Here is a 21830-nt window from a genome sequence, read left to right as displayed (position 1 = left end):
TAACGCCATGAACCCCACCCACCCGGCCACCCCGTACGGCCCCCACCTTCCCGAAGCGGCCGCCTACCTCCCCGCCGACGACGAGAAGGGCTACCGGGACGTCGTCCTGCCCACGGGCACCCCACACGCGGACGGCACCATAACCGCGCTCAGCGCCCGCCTCGGCAAGCACATTCGCATCGCCATCAAGGACCTGCACCCCCTCCCGGAACTCCCGCCACTTGAGGGCGAACCCACCACCTGGTGGCGCGTCACCAACAAGGCGGGCCAGACGATCACCCAAGTCCAAGCGGACGACTACGCGGAGGCCAAGCACGCCGCCGAACAGGTCCCCGCCGCGCGCAGGATCGCCCGGCGAGAAGGGGGCCTGTCCTACAGGCGCTTGCGGTCCACGGAGCTGTCGGACAGCGACCTGTAACCCACCCGCCGGGGCGCACCCTGCGCCCCGGCCTCCCAACCGCCGTCCCTTCACCTTCCCGACGAGGTCACCGTGTCCGCTCAACTGGCCCTGTTCCCTGACACTGCCCCCGCGCCTGCCCCGAAGCGCGTTCGCCGCATCCACCCGTCCGTTCCCGACGCGCCGACCACCACCATCCCCGCCGCGCTGCTCCGCCTCGCCGACTGGATTCTCCTGAACAGCAGCGGAGGGAAGGACAGCCAGGCGATGGCCTCCCACGTCTGCGCCCTCGCGGCCAAGCTCGGCCTCCTGCACCGCGTCGTGATCGTCCACGCAGACCTCGGCGATGTCGAGTGGGAGGGCACCCGCAAACTCGCCCAAGAGCAGGCCCGCCGCCTCAGCGTGCGCTTCGAAGTCGTCAAGGCCGAAGGCGGTGACCTCCTTGCGCGCACCGTTGCACGGTTCTTCAAGCTCAAGGCGAAGGCAGAGAAGGAAGCGCGAGAGCAGGGCCTTGACCCCGCCACAACCAAGATTGCTCCAGCCTGGCCTTCGGCCTCGGCGCGATGGTGCATGTCGGACCTGAAGCGGGGCCCGATCCGAAAGCTGATGACGCGGCTCGTCGCCGAACTCGGCGACCTCGGCCGCCCTGTGCGCATCCTGAACTGCATCGGCCAACGGGCCGCTGAGTCGCCGCCGCGCGCGAAGCTCGCCCCGGTCGAGATCGACCGCCCGGCCAGCAACGGCAAACGCCACATCACGACATGGAGGCCGATCCACGGCTGGACGGACGCCGAGGTCTGGAAGGAGATAGCCCGCTCCGGTCTGCCCTACCACGAGGCGTACGACTGGGGCATGAGCCGCCTGTCCTGCTCGTTCTGCGTCCTCGGCTGTGAAGCAGACGTCGTCCTCGCCGCACGGCTGCGCCCGAAGAAGGCCACCGAGTACATCGCCGTCGAGAAGCAGGTCGGCGCCGACTTCAAGAACGGCCTGTCCATGCGGACGATCGTCGAGCGCGCCAAGGCCCTGGATGCCGAGCACGGCGAGTTGCGGCGGCCCCCGCGCGGCACAGCCCTCTCCCGGTACGTCGGCAAGAAGGCCACCCGCAAGTACCTCAACCGCGTCGACCGAGGCCGCCTCGACCTGGCGGCCTGACCACCCGCCCCACCACGCGCCGGAGAGCAACCGGCGCACAGACCCGAACTGGAGAGACCCGCATGCCACGCACCACCCGGCCCCACACCATCGCCGGACACCTCACGGCCGGTGGCCTCACGGACCTACGTCTGACTGAAGACGAGCAGCACCAAGGGCACCCCGGTCGGCATGAGCACGAGGGGTTCGCCGTACGCAACTACAGGGCCAAGGACGGCACACTGCTCACCGTCGCGGGAGCGTACGGACCGGACTGGTACATGACCTTGGCGCAGATCCGGTTCCGCCTGGAGCGGCCCTACGTGAAGTGCACCGTTACCGATGACGCGCCGGGCCTAGGAGACCACGAGGTCCTGGTGCGGTGGGCGACTTCCGCGGAGCTGCGAGCCCGCAGGCAGGCCCAGGCCGTTCGGCAAGCTCCGCTCGTCCGGATGCTGCGCCAGCAGGACGCTGCTGTGAAAGCAGCGGTCCAGCGGAAGGCACTCGAAGACGCGGGCCAGTCCGCTCTGTGGTGACGCGGCCCTGCCGGGCGGTGTCAGCACCGTTGAATGCGCTGAGCCCCGGACGGTAGTCCGGGGCTCAGCGCTGGTTAGGCGCGGCGTCAGGTCAGCAGGAAAGCCGTGGCGGTCGCAGCACCAAGGCAGAAGCCAGCCACGGTCTGGGCGATGGTGTGGTAGGTGAGGGCCACCCTGGACCAGCACACGGCCAGTGTCAGGACATAGGCGAGCAGCCACCACGGAGAGTGGACGGTGGCGAGCAGCGTAGGCACAGCGGCGGCAACCGCGCTGTCCACGCTTATCTTCCATTTCCCAAGGGAGTTCACGGTCAGAAGGCCAACGGTCATAGCCCATAGGGCGACCATGGCCACGAGGAGACCAGTCGGTGCGTGACCAAGGAGCATGGCGAGCGAGCCGAGGCCGATCGACGTCAGAATGACGAGAAATATTGGCGCCCTCTTCGCGCGGTCCACCACATGTCGGTCACCCCATGTGCCGCGCTTGCGCTCCCACTCGATGTACCCCGCCGGGATGAGCCCCGCGCACAGCGCACCGAGCAGACCCCAGGGGATACCTGTCCAGTCGCCAGCGGCTGCCAGGCCAATACCGACCATGCCGACCACGAGGACGTTGCGGGGCTGGAGAACATCAGTGACCGTCCGGGCCGCAGTGACGTCGTTTGTCATGCCGTTGCCCCCGCGACGGCAAGCAGGCTCTCCACCTGGGCCACGTTGCTCTTCTTGTAGGCCCTGGCCACCTGCCGCAGCCACGCGACCTCTCCGGCCTGGTCCGTGGCCGCGGGCTGCTCGAATGCCGCGACCGAGCCCGCCGGCACACCTGACGCCTTGGCAGCGAGCGCGGCCTTGATCCAGTACGCCTGAGCTACAGAGCTACGGGCCGTCTTTGTTTTGGCGGCCGCCATCAAGCCGTCGGGTACGTGGTGACGTAGCTTCTCGATCGCGTCGGCGACATCGTGAATCCACCGGTCGAGCCGGAGTTCAGCGTCCATCTCTCGTCGAGTCAGTTCGTGGTACCGGGAGCGCGGCGGCTCCATCGGAATAGCAGGAAAGGCGGCCATCAGCTCCCGCCACATCGGGTACAGGCGCGCGAGGGACAACCAGGCTCGGGCACGTCGGAGTCCCTTCTCCGAAGCCGGGACCGACACCCCAAGCGCGAACAGCACGAACAGAAGAAGCTGCATTGCCTCGGTGGAGGTCTCGACCTTGTGTGCAACTTCGGTGCTGGGGTGAACGGCGAGCCAGATCCACATGGCCACCATGCGGCCGAAGGAGTAGGTGACGCCGAGGACCATGGCGGAAGCCATCATGCCCAGACCAACGCGCAGCAGGCTGCGTTCTTCGCGTCGGAACGCTCCGGCCCACTGGTAGAGGCAGATGGCCGATGCGGAGCCCAAGTAGATGTAGAAGACGGTCATATAGGCGGTGGCGCCCCATTGACCGGCGTGGTCGCTGACGAAGTGGTCGCTCGGTATCGACCGGTCGACGATCGTGAAGAACATGATCGTCATCAGGGCGAAGCTGGCGAGCGCTGTCTTGGTGGCCGCGCGTTGGATGACGCGGCTCACTCGTACGGCACGAGCCATCTCGCCGTCGGCGGGCCCGTGCCCGTACACGGCAACGATGTAGTACATGATCGCCAAAATCGCCGCGCCAGCGGAGTAGTGCTTGAGCAGGACCGAGGCGTCGGTGATCGAGCTGTTGTTGAGCCCGATCCGCACAACCTCGGTCTTGGTCCACAAGGCGATGGAGAAGCCCAGGAAACAGCCCCAGAGGGATCTGCGGCGGGCGTCGGAACCGCCAAGCGCGCGCCAGATCGCGACAGCGGTCATCAGGGCGGCTACGAAGTAGCCAGCTATGTCGAGCACGGGGGTCCTTGCGTTACGAACGGCGGAAAAGGTTGCGAAGACGACGCTTTAGCCGATAGCCGCTGCCACCGGCAGGCCGAGAGAGGGTGTCATCCAAGCGGCCGAGCATGTCGTCGCTCGGCAGGTCGCGAGCCATGCGGGGGATGAGGGAGGCGCCGAGTTCGGCGATCTTCTCCTCGACCGTGCGGTAATTGGCGCGGGCCTGCACAGTGGCTTCGCCTGCTTGGACGCGCTTGATCAGCCCCGGACCGAAGGCCGGCAGCAAGGCCTGGAGTTCGTCGGGCGAGAGCTGGGTGCCGTGGTCAAGCCACTCGTGGACCAGCTCATGCAGCATGACGTGCTCGGTCAAGTAAGCCGACGGTCGCTCGCGGTACAGGACGACACTGAACTGGGTGTCCTTGATCCGCAGCCCGCAGGCCGTCCTCGCGGTGATCAACGAGTCAGGGATGGGCTGAATGATGATGCGGCGCCCACGCGCTTTCTCCATGTTGATCCGCAACTGCTCCACCGAAAAGGGGTTGGGGATCGGAAGGTCCGCCAGCCCCGTCCTGCACCGCTCTTGCACCTCACTGAGAGACGGCCCAGAAGAACTCGAGTCCGTCATGTCCCAGCCGGACGTTCCTGCGCCTCCTGGCGCGCCTTCTCCATGATGTCGAGGGCGAAGTTGAGCAGGTCGGGTGGGAGCCCTTCTTCGCTAATGCCCCGCCCTGCGATCCCGCTGATACCGCCAGCGCGCTTGTCGGCCAGGAAGCGGAGCCCGGCGGCGACTTCTGCCTCGACCTGCGATTCCGGCTTGAAGAAGCGCCAGTCACAGTCAAAGCCGAGGCCCATGGCCTTCAAGGTCTCGTCCCTGACCTCGGTGATCTCGCCTTTGCGGAGCTTGCCGAAGTAGCTGTGAGACAAGGCGCCCCCGCGGCCCGCCACGATCCGACAGAATTCACGGTCGCTCGGGGCACCATCCGGGTACGTCTCCTCCAGCAGGTAGTTGATCTTCTCCTGCAAGGTGCGTGGCTCCAACTTGTCGCCAGCACTCATCTCCGCCCCCAGGTTGTTCATGTCCAACTTTGCGTCGTATGCCACAAATGGCTTCGCCACTCTAGTCCACGCCGTTGGCCCTGAGCGCGATGTGTGTCTACGCCCTGTCTACGCACTGACCTGGGAACTTCTCCTGCATAGATCCGGCTTGCGTAAACACTCTACGTCACTGTTAACTCCATGACACACAGGGTCGCCCCGCGGGGGGTACGGCCATGCTTCGCCATGTCCCAACCTGGGGCACCTAACGCGATGGAATATGGGACGAACCGTGACGATCTCCGACGCAGTGCCCCTGCTCTGGACCTCCAGCCTGCGGACGTCCTCGGCTCGGAGAGCTGGCGCACCGCAGCTTCTCGGGCTGGAGAACTCCCTTGAGTTCCGCGTCGGCCCCGAACATGGACCCGCAGAAGCCATGCGCCGTTCGCAACGGTTCGCGGCCATGGTGCTGCCGGCGATGCTGGCAGCGGTCCCCGGAGCCGAGGCCGCCGCGGAATCGGTCCTGGCCGTGCTCGCGGAACTGGTCGACGTCACCGCCCGACACCGGGCGAGCGTCGACCTGTCGGGCCGGATCTCGTGCGACGGGTCCCACGCACTGCTCACCGTCGGGGAGATGAACCAGGTGCTGCCGCAGCCCGAGGAGGAACCGGGCCTGTACCTCGTGCGCCGTCTCACCGACGACTTCGGGCAGTACCAGGGTGACGACGGCGGGCGCGTGACTTGGGCGTCAGTGCCGGTCGGGCTGAATGGCTGGGCGCTTTAAAGCAGCCGAGAAGCCGACCTCGAAAAATGGGATTTACCCTCTGGGAGATCCCCGCCTCCGAAGTCGCGTAACCGAGCCGTCGGCGATCCAGAAGCCACCGGGATGCAGGTCCGAAGGCCGCCGTATTTTCGTAGCGGAGATGCTCGAAACTCACTCTGATCGCCTTGGATCGGTGTCGTTCAGTACGCGGTGATGGTCAAGGGGATACGGTGCACCGCCTGCTCTGGCGGGAGCCTCGAATTATGGAGCCGCCTCGCTCGGGAAATGTCAGCGCATAGCTCGACCGCTTGCAGGCCGCGTGACGCACGCCACGCTCAGTGTCCACATATTGGACACCGCTTGTTCGCTCCGCGTGCTCCGGAGTGGCGCACTGCCTCAGCCTCGTGGGAGCCTTGCGAGCCCGGACACTTGCTTGGTGCTGCGCCAGTCAGGGCAGCGAAACTTGGGCGGGCCGTACGGTGGGGAAGCGTAAGTAGCCACGAAGGTAGCCACGGAAGTGGCCATCCAGGGCGTTTGCGCAGGTCATAGCGATACGGTGACTCTCCCCGGCGTACAGCTGGGCTCGTCTGTCCCCCAGCGGGACCCCGGATCGCACCGGTTCGAATGAGATCTCGCGGCTACGTACGTAGTCATGAAGGCGGCCATACCTCGCCGTCTCGGAGGTACAGCGGCCGTCCCGCGTCCAGTGCCTTCAGGGCCTGCTCGAACCGGCGCCGGGTGCGGTCCCGGAGGCGGCCGGCGGCTTCGGCGGCCGTGACGAAGGCGGCTTCGGACAGCTCGTCGTCTCGTGGCCGTAGCCGGTGGATCTGGTCCTCGGTCGGGGTGCCGCTGTCGAAGATGAACGCGAGCTGATCATCCCAAGGGCCGTGCGGGGCCACCCAGTCCACCACCAGCAGTCCGAGCAGCGAGACGCGCAGGCCGAGTTCTTCCATCAGTTCACGACGTACGGTGTCCTCCGGCGGCTCGTTGGCCTCCGCCATCCCGCCGGGCAGATCCCATCCCGGTTTGTAGGTGGGGTTCACCAGGAGCACACAGCCGGACGGATCCCGCAGCAGCACATCGGCCGCCACGCGTTTGCGGGCCTGCTTGGCGTTGCCCTCCGCGAGGTACGCATTCCACGCGTCGGTGTCGGCGGGATCGGGTGCTGTGGGCTCCATGCGGTGGTGCCTCTCGGGGGCGGCGGAATCAGATCGGCCAGCAGGAGCATTCTGGCGCGGCGTGCATCATCGAACCGCGCCAGGTACTCCCGGACCGGCCGGTACCCCCGGTGTGGTTCCAGCAGCCGTCGTAGCCCGTCAAGCTGCTGCACCACACGGACCGACCCGAGAGTCGGGCTTGTACCGAGCAGGTCGTGGCCGACGCTCACCGCGGCGTCCAGGTCACCCCGGCGCACGTGGATGTCCACCAGGCTGATCCGGCTGAGAGCCAGGGACCGCGCCCGGGCCGCCTCGCGCAGCGCAACAGCTTGTTCGGCATGCGTCAATGCCTCGTCGTACTGATCCAGGTCACGCAGGGTCAGAGCTGACTCGCTGGCCAGCGCGGCGGCGTCGAACGGGCTCAGCCATGGGTGATCGGCAGCGGGTGAAGCCGCCAGGTCGCGGTGCGCTGGGACGCGACCGCCAGCGCACGCGCCTGCATGGAGTGCAGCCGCGCCGTCAGCGCGGGAATCCGAGGCCCCTGCGCTGCCAGTTCGAGCCCGGTCCGCGCCCAGCCGACAGCACCGGCCGCATCCCCGGCCTCAAGGGCAAGGTGGGCGCTGCTCGCAGCGACGTGCGTGGCCAATGGGAGGTCACCAGAGGCGCGGGCCAGAGGGAGCGCGCGGGTGAAATGCTGGGCCGCGCGGTCGTCATGACCGGAGTCATGACCCATCCAGCCCGCCATCTCGGTCAGGGCGGCTGCGGCGGCGAACACCTGCGGACCGCTGCCGATGTCGACCAGCCGGGGTGCCACCCGGTCCGACAGGTGCCGGACGACAGCCCCGTACAACCTGCCGCCGCCGGTCTGCCGGTCTGCGCTGCGGAAGTGATCCATCGCCACCAGGTCGTCACCGTCCGGCGGCGGCCGGTCCGTCCGCTCGTGTTCGGCGGTCGCAGGCGCGGGCTCCCACGAGCGGCGAGCCAGCCCCAGCAGACGGCCGGGGACGTGGAAGGCGTCGGAGATCTGCTCGAACAGGGTCAGCTTCTCCACCCGGCTCTTGCCGTTCATGTAGTCGTACAGCCGCCCCTGCGTGATGTCGACTGCGGCGGCGATGCGCCGCGTACTGACACCGCGCGCATTGAGCATCCGGAACACCGCGCCCATGTCCCGCTCGGCGCACGCATGGAGCAGGCGTTCATCTCCGAACAGACCGGAGACGACCTCACGCGGGTCCGGTGACAGACGGCCCATCTGCGACTCCCCGGAGTAGCGAATGGAACCGATGGCAGGGCCAACGTCGCTGACCTGACTTCGCGTTGGAGCCACCTTCTGGAGTCTCCCCGTCCTCTCCTCCGCGCGTTGACTGGCTGTCAGCCGCCGGGAGACGCGCCTGTGCATGCACCTCGGCGTCGCCCCGCACGCAGGCTTCTCCCCCCGAGGCACGCAGGCGGGGCATTCCCCAGCCGCCCAGATCAAGGCGTGACGATGACCATGACCAACGAGCGAGTGAGTCCAGGGCAATATCCGCGCCAGAGCGCCACCCTCGTGAGCGAGGCCACCAGTGTTCCAGTGGCGCGTCAGATAGTCCGCGAGGCATGCGCGGAGTGGGGCATGGACCAGGACACCGCAGAGACTGGCACGTTCCTGATCTAGTCCCGCCGCATGCCCGAGCTGCACATCGTTGGACCAGACGCCATCGGCGGCCGTGGACTCCTCCTGGTCGACGCCCTCTCCGACCGCTGGGGGACCGATCTCCTTCCCTGGGGCAAGCGGGTCTGGGCCGAGATCGCGATCAAGGTCGGCCACCAATGATCGGCCGGGCCGCATGCTGCGGCTCTCGCCACGCCGGACCCGTCCCCCATAGCCCTCCCTGCCGCTGTGCGCGGCAGTCCCTCAAGCGCGAGGGAGATCGCAACGCGCGCGCCCTATCCCTTGGGGCGGATAGGCCAACTACCTCCTGGCCGGGGCACAACGCTCGTTCACACGAATTGCCCCGGCTGAGCCCTCTCGCCGTCCGGAAGCCCTGGGCGGCGACTGCCGCTGTCGGACCACCTGAGAGACGAGGAGACTCATGCAACAGCCCTTGACGTCACTGGTTCAGGTCAAGCCCTGGGGACTCGGACGCATGCGGCCCTACCCGACTGCGGCCGTCCTCTCCGCTGCCCGGCCCGTCCTCGACCCGCACACGCAGGTCCCCGCGTGGGTCGGCCCCGACGGCGCACCGCTGACGGCGGAGGCCAAGCACAAGCGGTCGGAGACGTCGCAGGAGACGAGCACGAAGACCAGTCTGGACGGCACCCCGGACCAGGGCAGCGACCAGAACGGGGACTCTGACTGATGGCTGTGGGTGGGCCGCCCGTCCTCGTCGTCACGCGCCTGGACGACGCGACTGCGGATGAAGTGATCACCGAACTGGACCAGCGTCGCGTGCCAGTGGTCCGCCTGGACCCCGGCGACTTTCCCCGCGAGGTGACCCTGTCGGGCACCTTCGCCGCCATCGGGACCGGCGGCACCATCGCCACCGCGTCCCGGAGCGTCGACCTGGGGAACGTTCGCTCGGTGTACTGGCGGCGGCCCACCCCCTACGCCGCCGACCTTGCCATGGACGAGCAGACCGGGCGGTGGGCCGTCGAAGAAGCCCGCTACGGCCTCGGCGGCATCCTCGCCGCTCTCCCCGGCGCGCACTACCTGAACCACCCATGGCGCAACCGGGACGCCGAGTACAAGCCAGTGCAACTGGCCACGGCTGCCACCTGCGGCTTCACCGTGCCGCCCACGCTCATCACCACGACCCCGAGCGCGCCCGCACCTTTGCCGCCGAACACGGGCCGGTCCTCTACAAGCCGCTCAGGGAAACCGAGTACACCGATGACACCGGCCGCCCGCTCACCGTGTGGATCGAGGACGTCATCCCAGATCAGGTCGACGACCGTCTACGTCACACCGCGCACCTCTTCCAGCAGCGCGTCAGCAAGTCCGCCGACATCCGCCTCACTGCCGTCGGCGACTACCTCACCGCCGTCCGTATCGACGGTTCACCTGGCGTGGCTGGCGCCGCCACTACGACCGGCTCTCTTACGCCCCCGTGCCCGTCCCCCCGGCCATCGCCAGAGGAGTGCGCGCCTACCTCGAAGCTTTCGGACTCAGCTTCGGCGCCTTCGACTTCGGTCTGGACCGTGATGGCGTCTGGCACTGGTATGAGTGCAACCCCAACGGTCAAGTGCGACACGAAGCCGCACGAAACAACTGATCTGCGTTTGAAGGGAGAAACGGAAATGCTGGATCCGGACTAGTGCCCAAGGTCCGTCCCCATGCTCACATGCGTCTTCCGGTAACGGAGAGGTGTGAAGCTGAGCATAAAGCCCAAGGGCATCCAGGCCATCTGGAAGCCACAGGCGAGGGGAAGACTGGACGGGTTAGCGCAAGCGAACCTCTGTTGACGTCTCGTTATCGGGAATCTGCTTGATGGTTAGCAAGCGGCAGACGCAGGACCCGATGCTGGAAGGCATCAGACGGCCTCCGGGGTTTGTCCACCGGGGAGTAGGGCACCGTTGGTCCCGGGATTAAAGAGGAACCCACCCCAGTCGCATGTTGTGCGTGCGGAACGTGGAAACCCCAACAGGGTCCGGAGGCTACTCCGGTAAGCCGACCGCAAGGAAGGACCAACTCCCTGTGGGAACAGGATGACCCAAGAAGCTAAGGCCGGCACTCCGAAAGGAAAGGGGAAAAGGGGCATGCGGTACCTTCACTGCCGTCTCCATAACCCGCCGGACACGGGTTCAAGTAGCCCGGCTCGAAAGAGCGCCCACGTGGGTCAGGTGAGCCTTTGGAGTACCCCTGCGAAGACATCGGAACCCAGCGGACAAGTTGGACGTCGAGGAAGGGTGACGTGGTGAGTATGCGTCACGCGACCGAGATGAACGGACCGCAGGACGACCTCGATCTCGACTGGCACAGCATCGACTGGGCCAAAGAGGAAGAGAACGTACGGCGCCTTCGGCAGCGCATCTTCAAGGCTGTGCAGGAAAACGACTGGAAGAAGGTACGCAACCTTCAGAAGCTCATGCTGCGCTCGCGGAGCAACACGCTCATCAGTGTGCGACGTGTGACGCAGCAGAGCACTGGCCGCAAGACGGCGGGGATCGACGGGGAACGGGCACTCACACCCCATGGACGTGCCCAACTGGCGATGGGCTTACAAGCCTCATCCCAGCCCTGGCGATCTCGACCGGTCAAGCGGGTGTATATCCCGAAGAGCAATGGAAAGAAGCGCCCACTGGGCATCCCGGTGATTCGAGACCGTGCCATGCAGGCGCGTGTCAAGAATGCACTGGAACCTGAGTGGGAGGCTCAGTTCGAGATGCGGTCATACGGATTTCGTCCTGGCCGTGGCTGTCACGATGCGATCCAGTCCATTTTCAACACTCTCTCCGGCGTCGGGTATGAGCCGAAGAGGCAATGGATTCTGGATGCCGACCTGTCGGCGGCCTTCGACAAGATCGACCACGCCCATCTGATGATGATGATCGGCGAGTTCCCTGCGAGGGGTCTCATCGTGAAATGGCTCAAGGCTGGCGTGATTGAGAATCGAAGGTTCTCGCCGACGGAAGAGGGAACCCCGCAAGGGGGCGTGATCAGTCCGCTGCTGCTGAACATTGCCCTTCACGGGATGGAGGAGGCCGCAGGGTGCCTGTACAGGACCGTTAAGGGACGTAAGTCCTATTCGGTAGCGGGCACTCCGGTGCTGGTGAGGTATGCCGATGACTTCGTGGCCATGTGTCACAGCAGGGAAGAGGCGGCCAAGGTCAGGGCCGAACTGGAAGATTGGCTGAAACCCAGAGGTCTCAGCTTCAATGCCGAGAAGACTAGGATCATCCATGCCGCGGATGGGTTCGACTTTCTCGGCTACACCATCCGAAGGTTCGGCAAGAAACTGATCATCAAACCGAGCAAGGCGGCGCAGGGGAGAATCCGGAAGAGGCTCAGTGAAGAGGTCCGTGCACTGCGCGGTGCCAACACCGAGGCCATCTTGCGCAGGCTCGTCCCCATAGTTAGGGGCTGGTCGGCGTACTACCGGAACGCTGTCTCCAGCGAAGTGTTTGAAGCGCTGGATACCCACATGTGGCGAATCCTCTACAAGTGGGCAAAGCACAGCCATCCCAAGAAATCGAAGAACTGGGTCGTGACCCGGTACTTCGGGAGGTTCGAAAAGACCAGAAACGACAAGTGGGTGTTCGGCAACCGCGTCAGCGGTGCCTACCTCCCCAAGTTCGGCTGGACGAAGATCGTCCGACACCAGATGGTCAGGGGTGCCGCGTCTCCGGACGATCCGGCGGTACGCGACTACTGGGCCAAGCGGCGGCGCACCAAGACACCGCCTCCCATGGACAAGACAAGTCTCTCCCTGGCCTGGCGCCAGAAGGGAGTCTGCCCTATGTGCGGGGAGACGTTGATCACCGGTGCCGAGTACGAACCGGACAATCCACGGGAGTGGATCGACTGGTTCGACGCGATGAGGCGGCGGCTCCACCGCCACCACCTCATCTACCGACGCGACGGCGGGTCGAATGCTCGATCAAACCTCCGCCTCGTGCACTCCGAATGCCACTCTCAGCACCACGCGAACGATGGCAGGAAGAACAGCCAGAACGTATAACTGCACGCCTCTGTGGCTTGCTTGAGCCGGATGCGGTGAAAGTCGCACGTCCGGTTCTGAGGGGGCCGGGGTCCAGCAATGGGCTCCGGCTACCCGACTGGGCCTGGTTCCCCGACCACATCACTACTCCCATCAAGCACGCCATCGCCGACCGCCTACAGCATGGAGCCCTCGCATGACCGACCCCGCCGACCTGCGCCGCCAACTCGCCGCCGCTGTCCCCGTGGACGACCCGGCATGGCGCACAGCCCTCCAAACGGTGCCCCGTGAACTCTTCCTGGGCAACGGCCTGTTCCAGTTCGACGGCCGCCAGTGGACCCCCGTGCACCGCGAACGGATCGACCCCGGAATGTGGCTGAGGCTCGTCTACCAGGACACCACCTGGGTCACCCAGGTCGACGGCACCACCGCGGTCGATGCCACCGGACCTGTCACCGGTCGCCCCACCTCGTCCAGCACACTGCCCTCCCTGATCGTGCGCATGCTCGACGTCGCCGGGATCAGCGAGGGTCACAAGGTGCTGGAAGTCGGCACCGGCACCGGCTATTCCACCGCCATCCTGTGCAGCCGCCTCGGCGACAACGACGTGTACTCCATCGAGTACGACCCGGGCTTGGCCGCCGCGGCGGCCGACCACCTCCACGCCGCCGGGTATCACCGCACGCTGATTACCGGCGACGGCCTCGCCGGACACAAGGACGACTCCGAATACGACCACATCGTGGCCACCTGCGCCGTCCGCCACATCCCTACAGCGTGGTTGTACCAAGTACGCGCCGGCGGAACCATCACCACCACCATCAGCGGATGGATGCTCGCCTCCGGACTCGTCCGCCTCACCGTCCAGGACGACGGCACCGCCACCGGCCGCTTCCACCCCGACCAGGTCAGCTACATGCTCGCCCGCCCCCACGAACGCCCACCCCGACCCACCTTCCAGCAGCATCCCGGCCACACCCGCGCCACCCGCGTGAACCCCGCACTCCTGCAAGACTGGACAGGACAGTTCCTCGCTCAGCTCACCGCACCGTCCGCCGAACTCATGACCACCGGCACGGGCGTGGTCCTCGTTGACGTCGCCACCGGATCACAGGCGTGGACCGAACCGGACGGATGCGGCTGGACGGTGCACCAGCACGGCCCTCTTCGCCTCTGGGATCAGGTGGAAGACGCACTCACCGCCTGGCAGGGCGCGGGCTCACCCCCACACTCGGACCTCGGCCTGACCGTGGACCCGGACGGCACCCAACGCGTGTGGCTGGGAACACCCAAGGGCCGCTCCTGGAACCTGCCGGTCTGACCTACCGATCAGAAGGGCGCCCGCTCGCTCCGGGGGCGCTCTTGAGGTGAGCGCTGAGCTGCTGGAACGTGGTCCAGGCCTTGGGGTCGGTGCCGTCGCCGAGGGGGTAATGCAGCGCGGGACGCGCGGCCGGGCCGAGGGGGACGGGGTGCAGGGCCAGTGGCGGGCGGCCGGCGTGGGCGAGGCCGATGTCGTGTACGGCGTGGGGGCCGAGCGTGAAGGTGAGGGGGCTCGGGAGCGGCTCGAAGTGCGGCGGGACGGTCAGCTCGCGGCGGGCGGTACGGAGCGTGGTGAGCATGGACGTGAGGTTGTGCTCGGCGGCGAGGGTTTCGACGAGGGGCGTGACGGCGTCCAGAGGCAGTCTTTCGCCGGACGCGTGGCCGAGGGTGAGGGTGGCGTGTTCCTCGACACCCGCGGGGGTGCGGGTGATGCGGAGGGTGGCGATGGCCGGGCGGTCGGGGTGGCCGATGACGGCGAGCCAGGTGGGTTTCGGGGCGCGATTCCGGGCGAGGTCGGTCAGCTGGCGGGTGGACCAGGGGAGGGCGATGGGCTCGGCGGTGTTCCAACCGGCGGGCGGCCTGCCGGTGAGGTGGTGGAAGGCGGCCTCTAGGGCGTGTCCGAGGGTGAGGTCCTCGGTGGCGGGGTGCGTGGTGTGCAGGGAGAGGGTGAGCTGGCGTTCACCCGTGCCTGTTCCCGTGCCGGTGCCGGTGGAGGCGGAGGCGGGTTGGAAGGCGGGGGCGCGGCGGGCGTTGCCGTCCTCGTCCCGTACGGGGTTGAACGCTCCGTCATTCCAGTGGAGTTGGGCCCCGCCGAGTCCGTCGTAGTAGCCGCAGTCGGGATCCTGGACGACCCAGCGGTTGGGGTGGGCGCGAAGGGCGTCGCGAGCGGGGAGGGTGAGGCGGGTGTGGGATGGGGTGAGGAGCTGGAAGGCGCGGTCGGTCCCGGCGGCGGTGCGCACGGCTTCGGTGAGCCAGGTCGTCATGGCGACGACGGGGCGGTCCTGCATGACCACGACGGCCTGGGCCGTGACGAGGTCCAGGGCCGGAGCCGAGGTGGCGGCCGGGGCCGGGAGCTTGGTGGTGTCGGTGGTGAGGGGGACGACGTCGGTGTGGGCGGCGTCGGGGGGCCAGACGGCGCCGCCGAGGACGGCGGCGACGCGTCCCGCGAAGGAGCCGGCCAGCCGTGCCGCTTCGGGGACGGCGGTGGTGGCGCGGGCCTCTGTCCACCAGAACGGGCCCTGAGGGATCGGTACTTGACTGCCCAGGAGGCGCCCGGCCTCGCTGGGGACGTGGACGAGCTGGGGCGCTTCGATCGAGACCAGCGGGTGACCGTCGGGCGCGCAGAGCTGGACGACGGGGCCTTGGGCCACGGTGCTGACGCCCAGGTCGGGGCCGCCCGCGAAGAGGCCCGCGAGGATGGTGTCGACACTGGGCATGTCGGGGGTGAGGGTGATGACGTCCTTGGTCACGGGCGCTCTGCTTCTTCCGATTCCGGTGCCGGTGCCGGTGCCGGTGGCGATTCGGAGTCCGGTGCTCGGTCCGGCTCTGCCGTCAAGGCGGTCTGGATGAGTTGGTGGCGGCGTCCGCGGCGGACGAGGGTGCCACGCCCGGGCGGTTGGGCCGAGGCGTACAGCCCAGGGAAGAGCTGGCCTTCCGTGCGGTCGCCGGTCATGAGCAGGGCGGTGGCGCCGGTTTCGCGCAGGGTGCTCAGGAACGGGTCGTACAGGGCGCGGGAGGCCCCGGCGACGCGGCGGGTCACGATGAAGTGCAGGCCGACGTCCTGGGCCGAGGAGATGTAGGGCAGGAACGCGGCGAGGGGTTGTTGGCCGGCGGTGGTGAGGATGTCGTAGTCGTCGATGAGGATCACGATGCGGGGTCCGGTGAAGGTGGGCCCGTCGGCGAGCGTGTCCGGGTCGGCGGTCTCGGGCAGCCGCTTTTCGAGTTCGCCCGCGATGCCGGTGGCGAGGGCTGCGGCGAGCTTGGCGTTGTGGGCGTATCCGCCGCGGTAGGGCTCGGGAATGTGGCCGCGCAGGCCGCGGCGGGGGTCGAAGACGCCGAAGACGAGGTCCTTGTCGGTGTGGCGGTCGACGAGCTGCCGGGAGATGAGTTTCACAAGGTTGGTCTTGCCGCATTCGTTGTCGCCGAGGATCAGCAGATGCTGGTCGGTCCCGAAGAGATCCAGGAGCGCGGGGGCGAGGGCGTCCTGGTCCACGCCGAGCGGGATGCGGGCCGGTTCGGCGGCGGCGGAGAGCAGCTGGGCGGCGGGCAGGCGGGCGGGCAACACGCGTACGGGGGCGGCGAGTTCGCCGTGCCAGGTGGCCCGGGCGGTGCGGGCGGCCTGTTCGAGGGCGGAGGCGATGTCACCGGTGGTGGCCAGGCCGTCGATGCGAGGCAGCGCCACCTGCGCGAAGAGCTTGCCGTCGGTCAGGGCCCGGCCCGGGGTGTCGGGGGAGAGCGTCTCGGAGAGCTTGCGGTCGATGGAGGAGTCGGAGGGGTCGTTGAGGCGCAGTTCGACACGGCTTCCGAACATGGACTGGGTGGCGATGCGTACGTCGTTCCAGCGCAGCATTCCGGCCACGACGTGGATGCCGTAGCCGCTGCCGCGCTTGAGGAGGTCGGCGACGGTGTCGTCGAGGTCGGTGAACTCGTCGCGCACCGCGCCGAATCCGTCGATGAGCAGGACGACGTCGGTGGAGTTCAGTTCGGTGAGGCCACCCTGGGCGCGCAGGCGCCGGAGCTGGTCCACGGAGTCGATGCCGTGGGCGCGGAAGAGTTCCTCCCGGGCGGCGAGTTGAGCGCGGACCTCGGCGACGGTGCGGGCGGCGCGCTCGTGGTCGGCGCGGCCCGCGATGCCACCGACGTGCGGCAGCCCGGACAGCGCGGAGAGTCCGCCGCCCACCAGGTCGAGGCCGTACACGGCGACGTCGGCCGGGGTGTGGGTCAGGGCCAGCGAGAGGGCCAGGGTGCGGAGCAGGGTGGTCTTGCCGGACTGGGGGCCGCCGATGACGGCGGTGTGCCCGCCGGCGACGGTCAGGTCCAGGTGCCAGGGGGCCTGCCACTGCTGGGCGGGATCGTCCAGGAGCCCGAGGGGGACGCACATCGGACCGCTGTGCTGGGCCAGGTGCAGGCCGTGGGCGGAGGCCCGGACGGGTCCGGCGGCCTGGTCGAGGGTGAGGGCGTCAGGCAGCGGGGGCAGCCAGATGCGGCGCACCGGGGGCGCGGCGCCGGTCAGCCGGCCAACCATCATCGAGAGAACGGTGGGGCCGGTCTCGCGCTCGCGCGTGGTGGGTTCCAGTGGTGCGTCGGCCTCGAGGTCCTGTTCCGTGTTGAAGGTGGGGTAGGGCCAGGCGAGCGGTTCGTCCGCGGACCGCTCGTGGAGAGCGGGGCCGCGGTGGGCGCCGGATACGTATCCGGCCTTGAAGCGTTCGTAGGTGGAGGTGTCGACCTTGAGGTAGCCGAAGCCGGGCAGCGGAGGAAGCTGGAAGGCGTCCACCGTGTCCAGGACGGTACGGGACTCGTCGGCGGAGAAGGTGCGCAGGCCGAGCCGGTAGGAGAGGTAGGTCTCCAGGCCCTTCAGCTTGCCCGACTCGATGCGCTGACTGGCGAGCAGCAGGTGCACGCCGATGGAACGGCCGATGCGACCGATAGAGAGGAACAGGTCGATGAAGTCGGGCTTGGCGGTGAGGAGTTCACCGAACTCGTCGATGACGACGAACAGATGGGGCAGGGCCTCAAGACCGAGTTCGGGGCGTTTGCCGCGCAGGGCCGCGTAGTGGCCGATGTCGGCCACGTTCCCGGCGTCCTTGAGGACCTGCTGACGGCGTTTGACCTCACCGGCGAGGCTGGTGTGGACGCGCTCGACGAGCCCGCTGCTGTTCTCCAGGTTCGTGATGACCCCCGCCACGTGCGGGAGTTCGGCGAAGGGGGCGAATGTGGCGCCGCCCTTGTAGTCGACCAGGACGAGCGCGAGGTCCTCGGGGGAGTGGGTGGCGGTGAGGGCCAGGATCAGGGTGCGCAGGAGTTCGCTCTTGCCGGAACCGGTGGCGCCCACGCACAGACCGTGCGGGCCCATGCCCAGCTCGGAGGACTCCTTGAGGTCCAACAGGACCGGTTCGTGACGGTCGTCGAGACCGATGGGGACACGCAGGAAGTCGCGTTCGCCGCGTGACGCCCACAGTCGGTCCACGTCGAGGGCGGCGGGGTCCTCGACGCCGAGGAGCTGGGGGAAGTCCACGGGTCCGGAGATCGGCGCACCCTCGTCGGCGGCCGACTCGGCCGACAGCCGTAGCGGAGCCAGCAACCGTGCCAGGCCTTCGGCGACCGCGATGCTCACGGCGTCCGCGGTGCCGCGGACGGGCAGGGTGCCGGGAACACGCAGGTCCTCGACGGTGACCTGATCACCGTTGACCGTGATGCGCACGCTGACCTCGTCCGGTTCGTGGATCTGCCGCTCCAGCAGGTGCAGCACGGTCACACCCATGGCGGGCAGGCCCACCGCACTGTCGGGCCGGGGGAGTTCGGCCGCGTTCCGCCCGTACTCGTCACTCACGACCAGGAGCCGGTCGGACACCCGCAGGGCGTCCCTGTCGGACAGGCCGCGCCGCACCTCTGCGGCATACGAGGCACGGCGCCGCAGGTCATGGGCGCACCGGCGGGCCAGCGCCGCCGGACTCGGCGCGATCCGCCGTGCCGCGACGGGGCCGTCGCTCTCCAGTACGTCCAGGACGTGGGGCAGCCACTTCGCCCACTCCCACTCTCCGAGGCCCTCACCCGGAACCGCGAGGGCGATCGCCACGTCATCGGGGGCGTGCGTCACGGAGGTCTGTATCAGCAGGGCCCGTGCCACCCGCAGTACGCCCTCACGATCACCGACGACGCTGACATTGCCTGCCCGGTCCAGCGGTGCGGTCAGCGGGAAGTCGGTGGCGGTGGTGAACCGGTGCTGGAGCGCCCGTGCTTCGTTCAGCATGAACGGGTCGGGCGGGGTGAGGACGTTGGTGGTGGAGTTCTGCCCGATGACGAGCGCCTCGACGGGTACGTCGCCGGTGCCGAGCCGCACCTGAAGGAAGTCCGCGTCGAGCCGACGCCGCTCCCACAGCCGGGCAGGATCGCGCACCAGGTCGTACAGGGCGAGGGGCGGCGGGTTCAGCAGCCGCGCCCGGTCGCGCGCCTCCCGCTCCGCCGCTGCCAGTTCCTCGCGCTGCTCCTCGACGTACTCCAGATACCGCTCGCGCTGCGTGCGCCGGGTGCGCTGGGCCTTCCCGCGCTGTGAAAGGAACAGAGCCACCGCCCCGAGCAGCGCGAAGACGAGGACGATCGCGCCGACCGCGGCGAACTGGCTGTTGCGGATGACGGTCATCATCACCACCGAGCCCATGACACCGGCCATGGGAAGCAGCGCGGTGGCGGCATTGCCCATCTTGCCCTCGGGCAGGTTCGGTGGCGGCTCGATGGTGCGCTGCCCGGCCGGCTGGGGCGGGCGGGTGGAGCGGGCCGGGCGGTGGACGAGATGCTGGGTCATCGCACCCGCACCGCCCGCTCCATCGTCTCCGCGGCCAGCCGCACGGAGGCCTCACGGGAGTGCTGGGCGAGCATGCCGGTGTGGATGGGGCCTCCCTGGGCCAGGTGACGGTCGTAGGGCAGGGCGACGACGGCCGCCCCGGTTTCCCGCAGATGTGCGGCGGCTGCCTTCACGTCCAGCGTCGTATCGGGGGAGGCGGCGGACAGCGCGACCACGGTGGTGGCCAGGGCCGAGTGCGGCAGCTGGGCCAGCCAGTCCAGCACGACGCGGGTGCCACCCACGCCCTCGGCGGTCATCGGGGCCACCACCACCCGGGCGTGGGCGGTGTCCATCGCAGTGCGGGCCACTTCGCCGGGCAGGGTCTCGCAGTCGACCACCGTGACGGCGAAGTAGCGGCGCAGCGCGAGGGTGACCGTGCGGTAGGTGAGGACGTCCAGCGGGGCGCCGACCCTGCCCTGGCTCGCGGGCAGCAGCCAGCCGCCGTCGGCCACGGGGACCAGATAGCCGGTGACGTCGGTGAGCCGCATGGCCGGGTCGAGGATCGGGGCGAGGTCCGCGCAGGACCAGCGCACGGACTCGGCGCCGAGCCGGACCGGGAGGGTGCCGAGCGCGGCGTCGGCCTCCAGGGCGAGGACGGGGTCGTGCCGGTAGTGGTTGAAGGTACGGGCGAGCACCGCGGAGACGGTGGACTTGCCGACCCCGCCGCGGATGGAAGTCACCGCGATGACCCGCCCCGTGGTCACCGGCTGCTGTACTTCGCGGGCGAGCCGGGTCTGCTCGGCGACCTCATGTCCCACCGACGCGGTCAGCTTGCGCAAGGAACGCCCGGTTCGCCGGACCGCGGAATCGCCGTGCTGCGGGCTCCCGAGGGCGCGCGTCAGACGTGGGTCGACCGTAGGGACGGACTCCGGGGTGGCCGGCGGGATACGAGGGTCGCGGGCGCCGGTGCGTACGGGGTGGGCGGGACCCGTCGGCCGAGGAGCCTGCCGTGGCTCCACAGCAGGTTCACCATCCGTCCGGCGGAATGCGGCGGGGGGTTCGGCTCCGGGAGCGCCGCTCGCCCCCAGCTCCCTCAACATGTTCCGCTGCCAGTCGTCGTCGTGAGCCATGCCGACCCCCTACGCGAAGGTGTCGAGCAGACGGCCGTACACACCGAACACCCCGATGACGAGCGGCAGCAACGCGATGACACCCACGGACTCCACGAGATCCCCGGCACGACGGAGCCGCACCCGCACATGCTCGGGAGGCTGAACCGCGAGCACCACGAGCGAAGTCAGGGCGAGTACGACGAGCACGGCCAGCGGCCCGGCGGCAGGGGAACGCTCAAGCCACACCACGACCAGCGCGACGACGACGACCGCCGCGGCGGCGACCAACGCGACCACCTCGGCGACCAGCGGGAAGGCCCGTGCCCGCAGCGCGAGCACCACCGCGGTGACCGCGGCGAGCAGCCAGGTCCACACGGTCGGCGCACTGAGCGTCATCACTCCTGCGGCGGCCGCGGAGACGGCCGACACCACGGTGGCGATGGCCAGCCCACGGTGGGTGGAGGTCAGGGCGGTGTCCACCCGGTACCGGCTCACCGAAGACCCGCTCGAGCGCTGGTCGTCGAGCCCCGAAAGGCCGGAGGCCATCAGCGCGAGTCGTGGCAGTACTCCGAGCACCACCAGAGAGACGACAGCGAGCAGGGCCCCCGCCCGGGTCTGTTCGGTCGCCATGCGGGCACCCCCCTGTAGAGCGAGGGACGCCTCCCACAGGACGAGGCAACCGAGGGCTGCTACCGCCCCGATCAACGCGCCCCGCCCCAGTGGGGAGAACCATCCGAGGAACAGCAGCGTCAGCGTCGCGGCCAGCACCACGCCTGCCAGCCGCACGGCGCCGGACCAGTCGTTCGCGTCGGCCAGCGTCCAGGCCCCGAGGGCTCCGACAGTTCCGGCGCAGACGATCAGCGTGGCGGAGAGGGCCCGCCGCTTCATGCGCCCCAACAGGGCCCCCGCGACGCCTGCCAGGACGGCGACGCCCACCAAGGCGCGGCCCGCCGCGGCCAGTTCGAACTCCCCGCGCGCCAAAACCCCGGCGGCAAGGGCCCAGACCACGGTCGCGAGCCCGGCCACCACCCGCCGAGCCGAGGGCTGCCAACGCCAGGCCCGCCCGCCCAGATCATCGGCGGCCTCATCGGTGACGTCGTGCACAACCGGCGCCGAGGGCGCGTCCTCGGCCCGCACCAGCCGCAGCACGGCGCCGTCGGGTATCCGTGCGGACTCCAGCGTGCTGTCGTGTGCGAGGGCCGAACCGTCCGCCGTGACCAGATGCCGCAGCATCGGTCGGGCGGCGGCCTGGTCGTCGAGGAGTCGCAGCACTTCCGGAAGGAGCAGCCCGACCGGTTCCTGGGACGGCAGGACGAGGTCCACCCGCCGCCGCTCTCCCACCAGAGTGACCCGGCTCAGGGCCGTACGACTCGTACCGCTCGTGCGGCTCATCGGCC

General features: G+C 68.6%; 20 protein-coding genes. 10 read left to right on the top strand and 10 right to left on the bottom strand.

Annotated features, from left to right (window positions below):
* Window positions 1–7: 7 nt before the first annotated feature.
* The 3 genes from IG54_RS41970 to IG54_RS0110925 all read left to right on the top strand — a co-directional run bounded on the left by IG54_RS41970 (window position 8) and on the right by IG54_RS0110925 (window position 2064).
* Window positions 8–418, top strand: a complete 411-nt coding sequence (locus IG54_RS41970; protein WP_030780685.1) for a hypothetical protein — start codon at window positions 8–10, stop codon at window positions 416–418.
* A 72-nt stretch (window positions 419–490) separates the two neighbouring features.
* A complete protein-coding gene (locus IG54_RS0110930) occupies window positions 491–1549 on the top strand; it encodes a phosphoadenosine phosphosulfate reductase family protein (RefSeq protein WP_051819423.1) in 1059 nt (352 codons plus the stop codon).
* Between the two features lie 62 nt (window positions 1550–1611).
* Window positions 1612–2064 (top strand): hypothetical protein, encoded by a 453-nt coding sequence (locus IG54_RS0110925; protein ID WP_030780678.1) that lies wholly within the window; start codon window positions 1612–1614, stop codon window positions 2062–2064.
* An 86-nt stretch (window positions 2065–2150) separates the two neighbouring features.
* Here the strand turns inward: IG54_RS0110925 and IG54_RS0110920 are convergent, their stop codons facing one another.
* The 4 genes from IG54_RS0110920 to IG54_RS0110905 are packed head-to-tail and all read right to left on the bottom strand — an operon-like array spanning window position 2151 to window position 4987.
* Window positions 2151–2732 carry a hypothetical protein gene (locus IG54_RS0110920; RefSeq protein ID WP_030780675.1) on the bottom strand — a complete coding sequence of 194 codons (582 nt, stop codon included), beginning with the start codon at window positions 2730–2732 and terminating at the stop codon, window positions 2151–2153.
* A complete protein-coding gene (locus tag IG54_RS0110915; RefSeq protein WP_051819434.1) occupies window positions 2729–3895 on the bottom strand; it encodes an MAB_1171c family putative transporter in 1167 nt (388 codons plus the stop codon). Before IG54_RS0110915 ends, IG54_RS0110920 begins: the two co-directional genes overlap by 4 nt.
* 49 nt (window positions 3896–3944) lie before the next feature.
* Window positions 3945–4535: a hypothetical protein gene (locus IG54_RS0110910; protein ID WP_030780666.1), complete on the bottom strand. Its 591-nt coding sequence runs from the start codon at window positions 4533–4535 to the stop codon at window positions 3945–3947.
* Window positions 4532–4987 (bottom strand): hypothetical protein, encoded by a 456-nt coding sequence (locus IG54_RS0110905; RefSeq protein ID WP_234336104.1) that lies wholly within the window; start codon window positions 4985–4987, stop codon window positions 4532–4534. Before IG54_RS0110905 ends, IG54_RS0110910 begins: the two co-directional genes overlap by 4 nt.
* 250 nt (window positions 4988–5237) lie before the next feature.
* Here IG54_RS0110905 and IG54_RS0110900 point away from each other — a divergent pair, with 250 nt between their 5' ends.
* Entirely contained in the window at window positions 5238–5729 is a 492-nt protein-coding gene (locus IG54_RS0110900) for a hypothetical protein (RefSeq protein ID WP_158708851.1), read from the top strand.
* Between the two features lie 629 nt (window positions 5730–6358).
* Here IG54_RS0110900 and IG54_RS0110895 read toward each other — a convergent pair.
* Window positions 6359–6886, bottom strand: coding sequence for an NUDIX domain-containing protein (locus IG54_RS0110895; RefSeq protein WP_030780658.1), 528 nt, complete (start codon window positions 6884–6886; stop codon window positions 6359–6361).
* A 194-nt stretch (window positions 6887–7080) separates the two neighbouring features.
* On the opposite strand from IG54_RS0110895, the gene IG54_RS41965 reads away from it, so the two are divergent.
* Window positions 7081–7254: a hypothetical protein gene (locus IG54_RS41965; RefSeq protein WP_158708850.1), complete on the top strand. Its 174-nt coding sequence runs from the start codon at window positions 7081–7083 to the stop codon at window positions 7252–7254.
* A 32-nt stretch (window positions 7255–7286) separates the two neighbouring features.
* Here IG54_RS41965 and IG54_RS39205 read toward each other — a convergent pair whose 3' ends face one another.
* The gene (locus tag IG54_RS39205; RefSeq protein WP_078593965.1) at window positions 7287–8117 is read right to left on the bottom strand and encodes a helix-turn-helix transcriptional regulator; all 831 of its coding nucleotides are present in this window, start codon (window positions 8115–8117) and stop codon (window positions 7287–7289) included.
* A 411-nt stretch (window positions 8118–8528) separates the two neighbouring features.
* Here IG54_RS39205 and IG54_RS41265 point away from each other — a divergent pair, with 411 nt between their 5' ends.
* The 5 genes from IG54_RS41265 to tgmC all read left to right on the top strand — a co-directional run bounded on the left by IG54_RS41265 (window position 8529) and on the right by tgmC (window position 13822).
* Window positions 8529–8678 (top strand): hypothetical protein, encoded by a 150-nt coding sequence (locus IG54_RS41265; RefSeq protein WP_234336098.1) that lies wholly within the window; start codon window positions 8529–8531, stop codon window positions 8676–8678.
* A gap of 259 nt (window positions 8679–8937) precedes the next feature.
* Entirely contained in the window at window positions 8938–9204 is a 267-nt protein-coding gene (tgmA, locus tag IG54_RS0110875; RefSeq protein ID WP_030780655.1) for a putative ATP-grasp-modified RiPP, read from the top strand.
* Window positions 9204–10046, top strand: coding sequence for an MvdC/MvdD family ATP grasp protein (locus IG54_RS43560; protein WP_324615412.1), 843 nt, complete (start codon window positions 9204–9206; stop codon window positions 10044–10046). The genes tgmA and IG54_RS43560 overlap by 1 nt, the downstream gene beginning before the upstream one ends.
* A gap of 718 nt (window positions 10047–10764) precedes the next feature.
* Entirely contained in the window at window positions 10765–12522 is a 1758-nt protein-coding gene (ltrA, locus tag IG54_RS0110865) for a group II intron reverse transcriptase/maturase (RefSeq protein WP_030780650.1), read from the top strand.
* 175 nt (window positions 12523–12697) lie between these two features.
* On the top strand, window positions 12698–13822 hold the full coding sequence (gene tgmC, locus IG54_RS0110860; RefSeq protein ID WP_030780648.1) for an ATP-grasp peptide maturase system methyltransferase: 1125 nt from the start codon (window positions 12698–12700) through the stop codon (window positions 13820–13822).
* Between the two features lies 1 nt (window position 13823).
* Here tgmC and IG54_RS0110855 read toward each other — a convergent pair whose 3' ends face one another.
* Genes IG54_RS0110855 through eccD form a run of 4 tightly spaced genes read right to left on the bottom strand, consistent with a single transcriptional unit; the run spans window position 13824 to window position 21825 of the window.
* Window positions 13824–15290: a DUF6177 family protein gene (locus IG54_RS0110855; protein ID WP_030780645.1), complete on the bottom strand. Its 1467-nt coding sequence runs from the start codon at window positions 15288–15290 to the stop codon at window positions 13824–13826.
* Window positions 15287–19342 carry a type VII secretion protein EccCb gene (eccCb, locus tag IG54_RS0110850; RefSeq protein ID WP_051819422.1) on the bottom strand — a complete coding sequence of 1352 codons (4056 nt, stop codon included), beginning with the start codon at window positions 19340–19342 and terminating at the stop codon, window positions 15287–15289. Before eccCb ends, IG54_RS0110855 begins: the two co-directional genes overlap by 4 nt.
* Complete coding sequence (locus IG54_RS0110845) at window positions 19339–20451, bottom strand: hypothetical protein (RefSeq protein WP_030780640.1); 1113 nt, start codon at window positions 20449–20451, stop codon at window positions 19339–19341. The genes eccCb and IG54_RS0110845 overlap by 4 nt, the downstream gene beginning before the upstream one ends.
* 9 nt (window positions 20452–20460) lie before the next feature.
* Window positions 20461–21825: a type VII secretion integral membrane protein EccD gene (gene eccD / locus IG54_RS0110840; RefSeq protein WP_030780639.1), complete on the bottom strand. Its 1365-nt coding sequence runs from the start codon at window positions 21823–21825 to the stop codon at window positions 20461–20463.
* Window positions 21826–21830 lie beyond the last annotated feature (5 nt).

It is taken from the genome of Streptomyces sp. NRRL S-920, assembly GCF_000717945.1.
GTDB lineage: Bacteria > Actinomycetota > Actinomycetes > Streptomycetales > Streptomycetaceae > Streptomyces > Streptomyces alboniger.
This window is presented reverse-complemented; position numbering and strand designations above follow the sequence as displayed.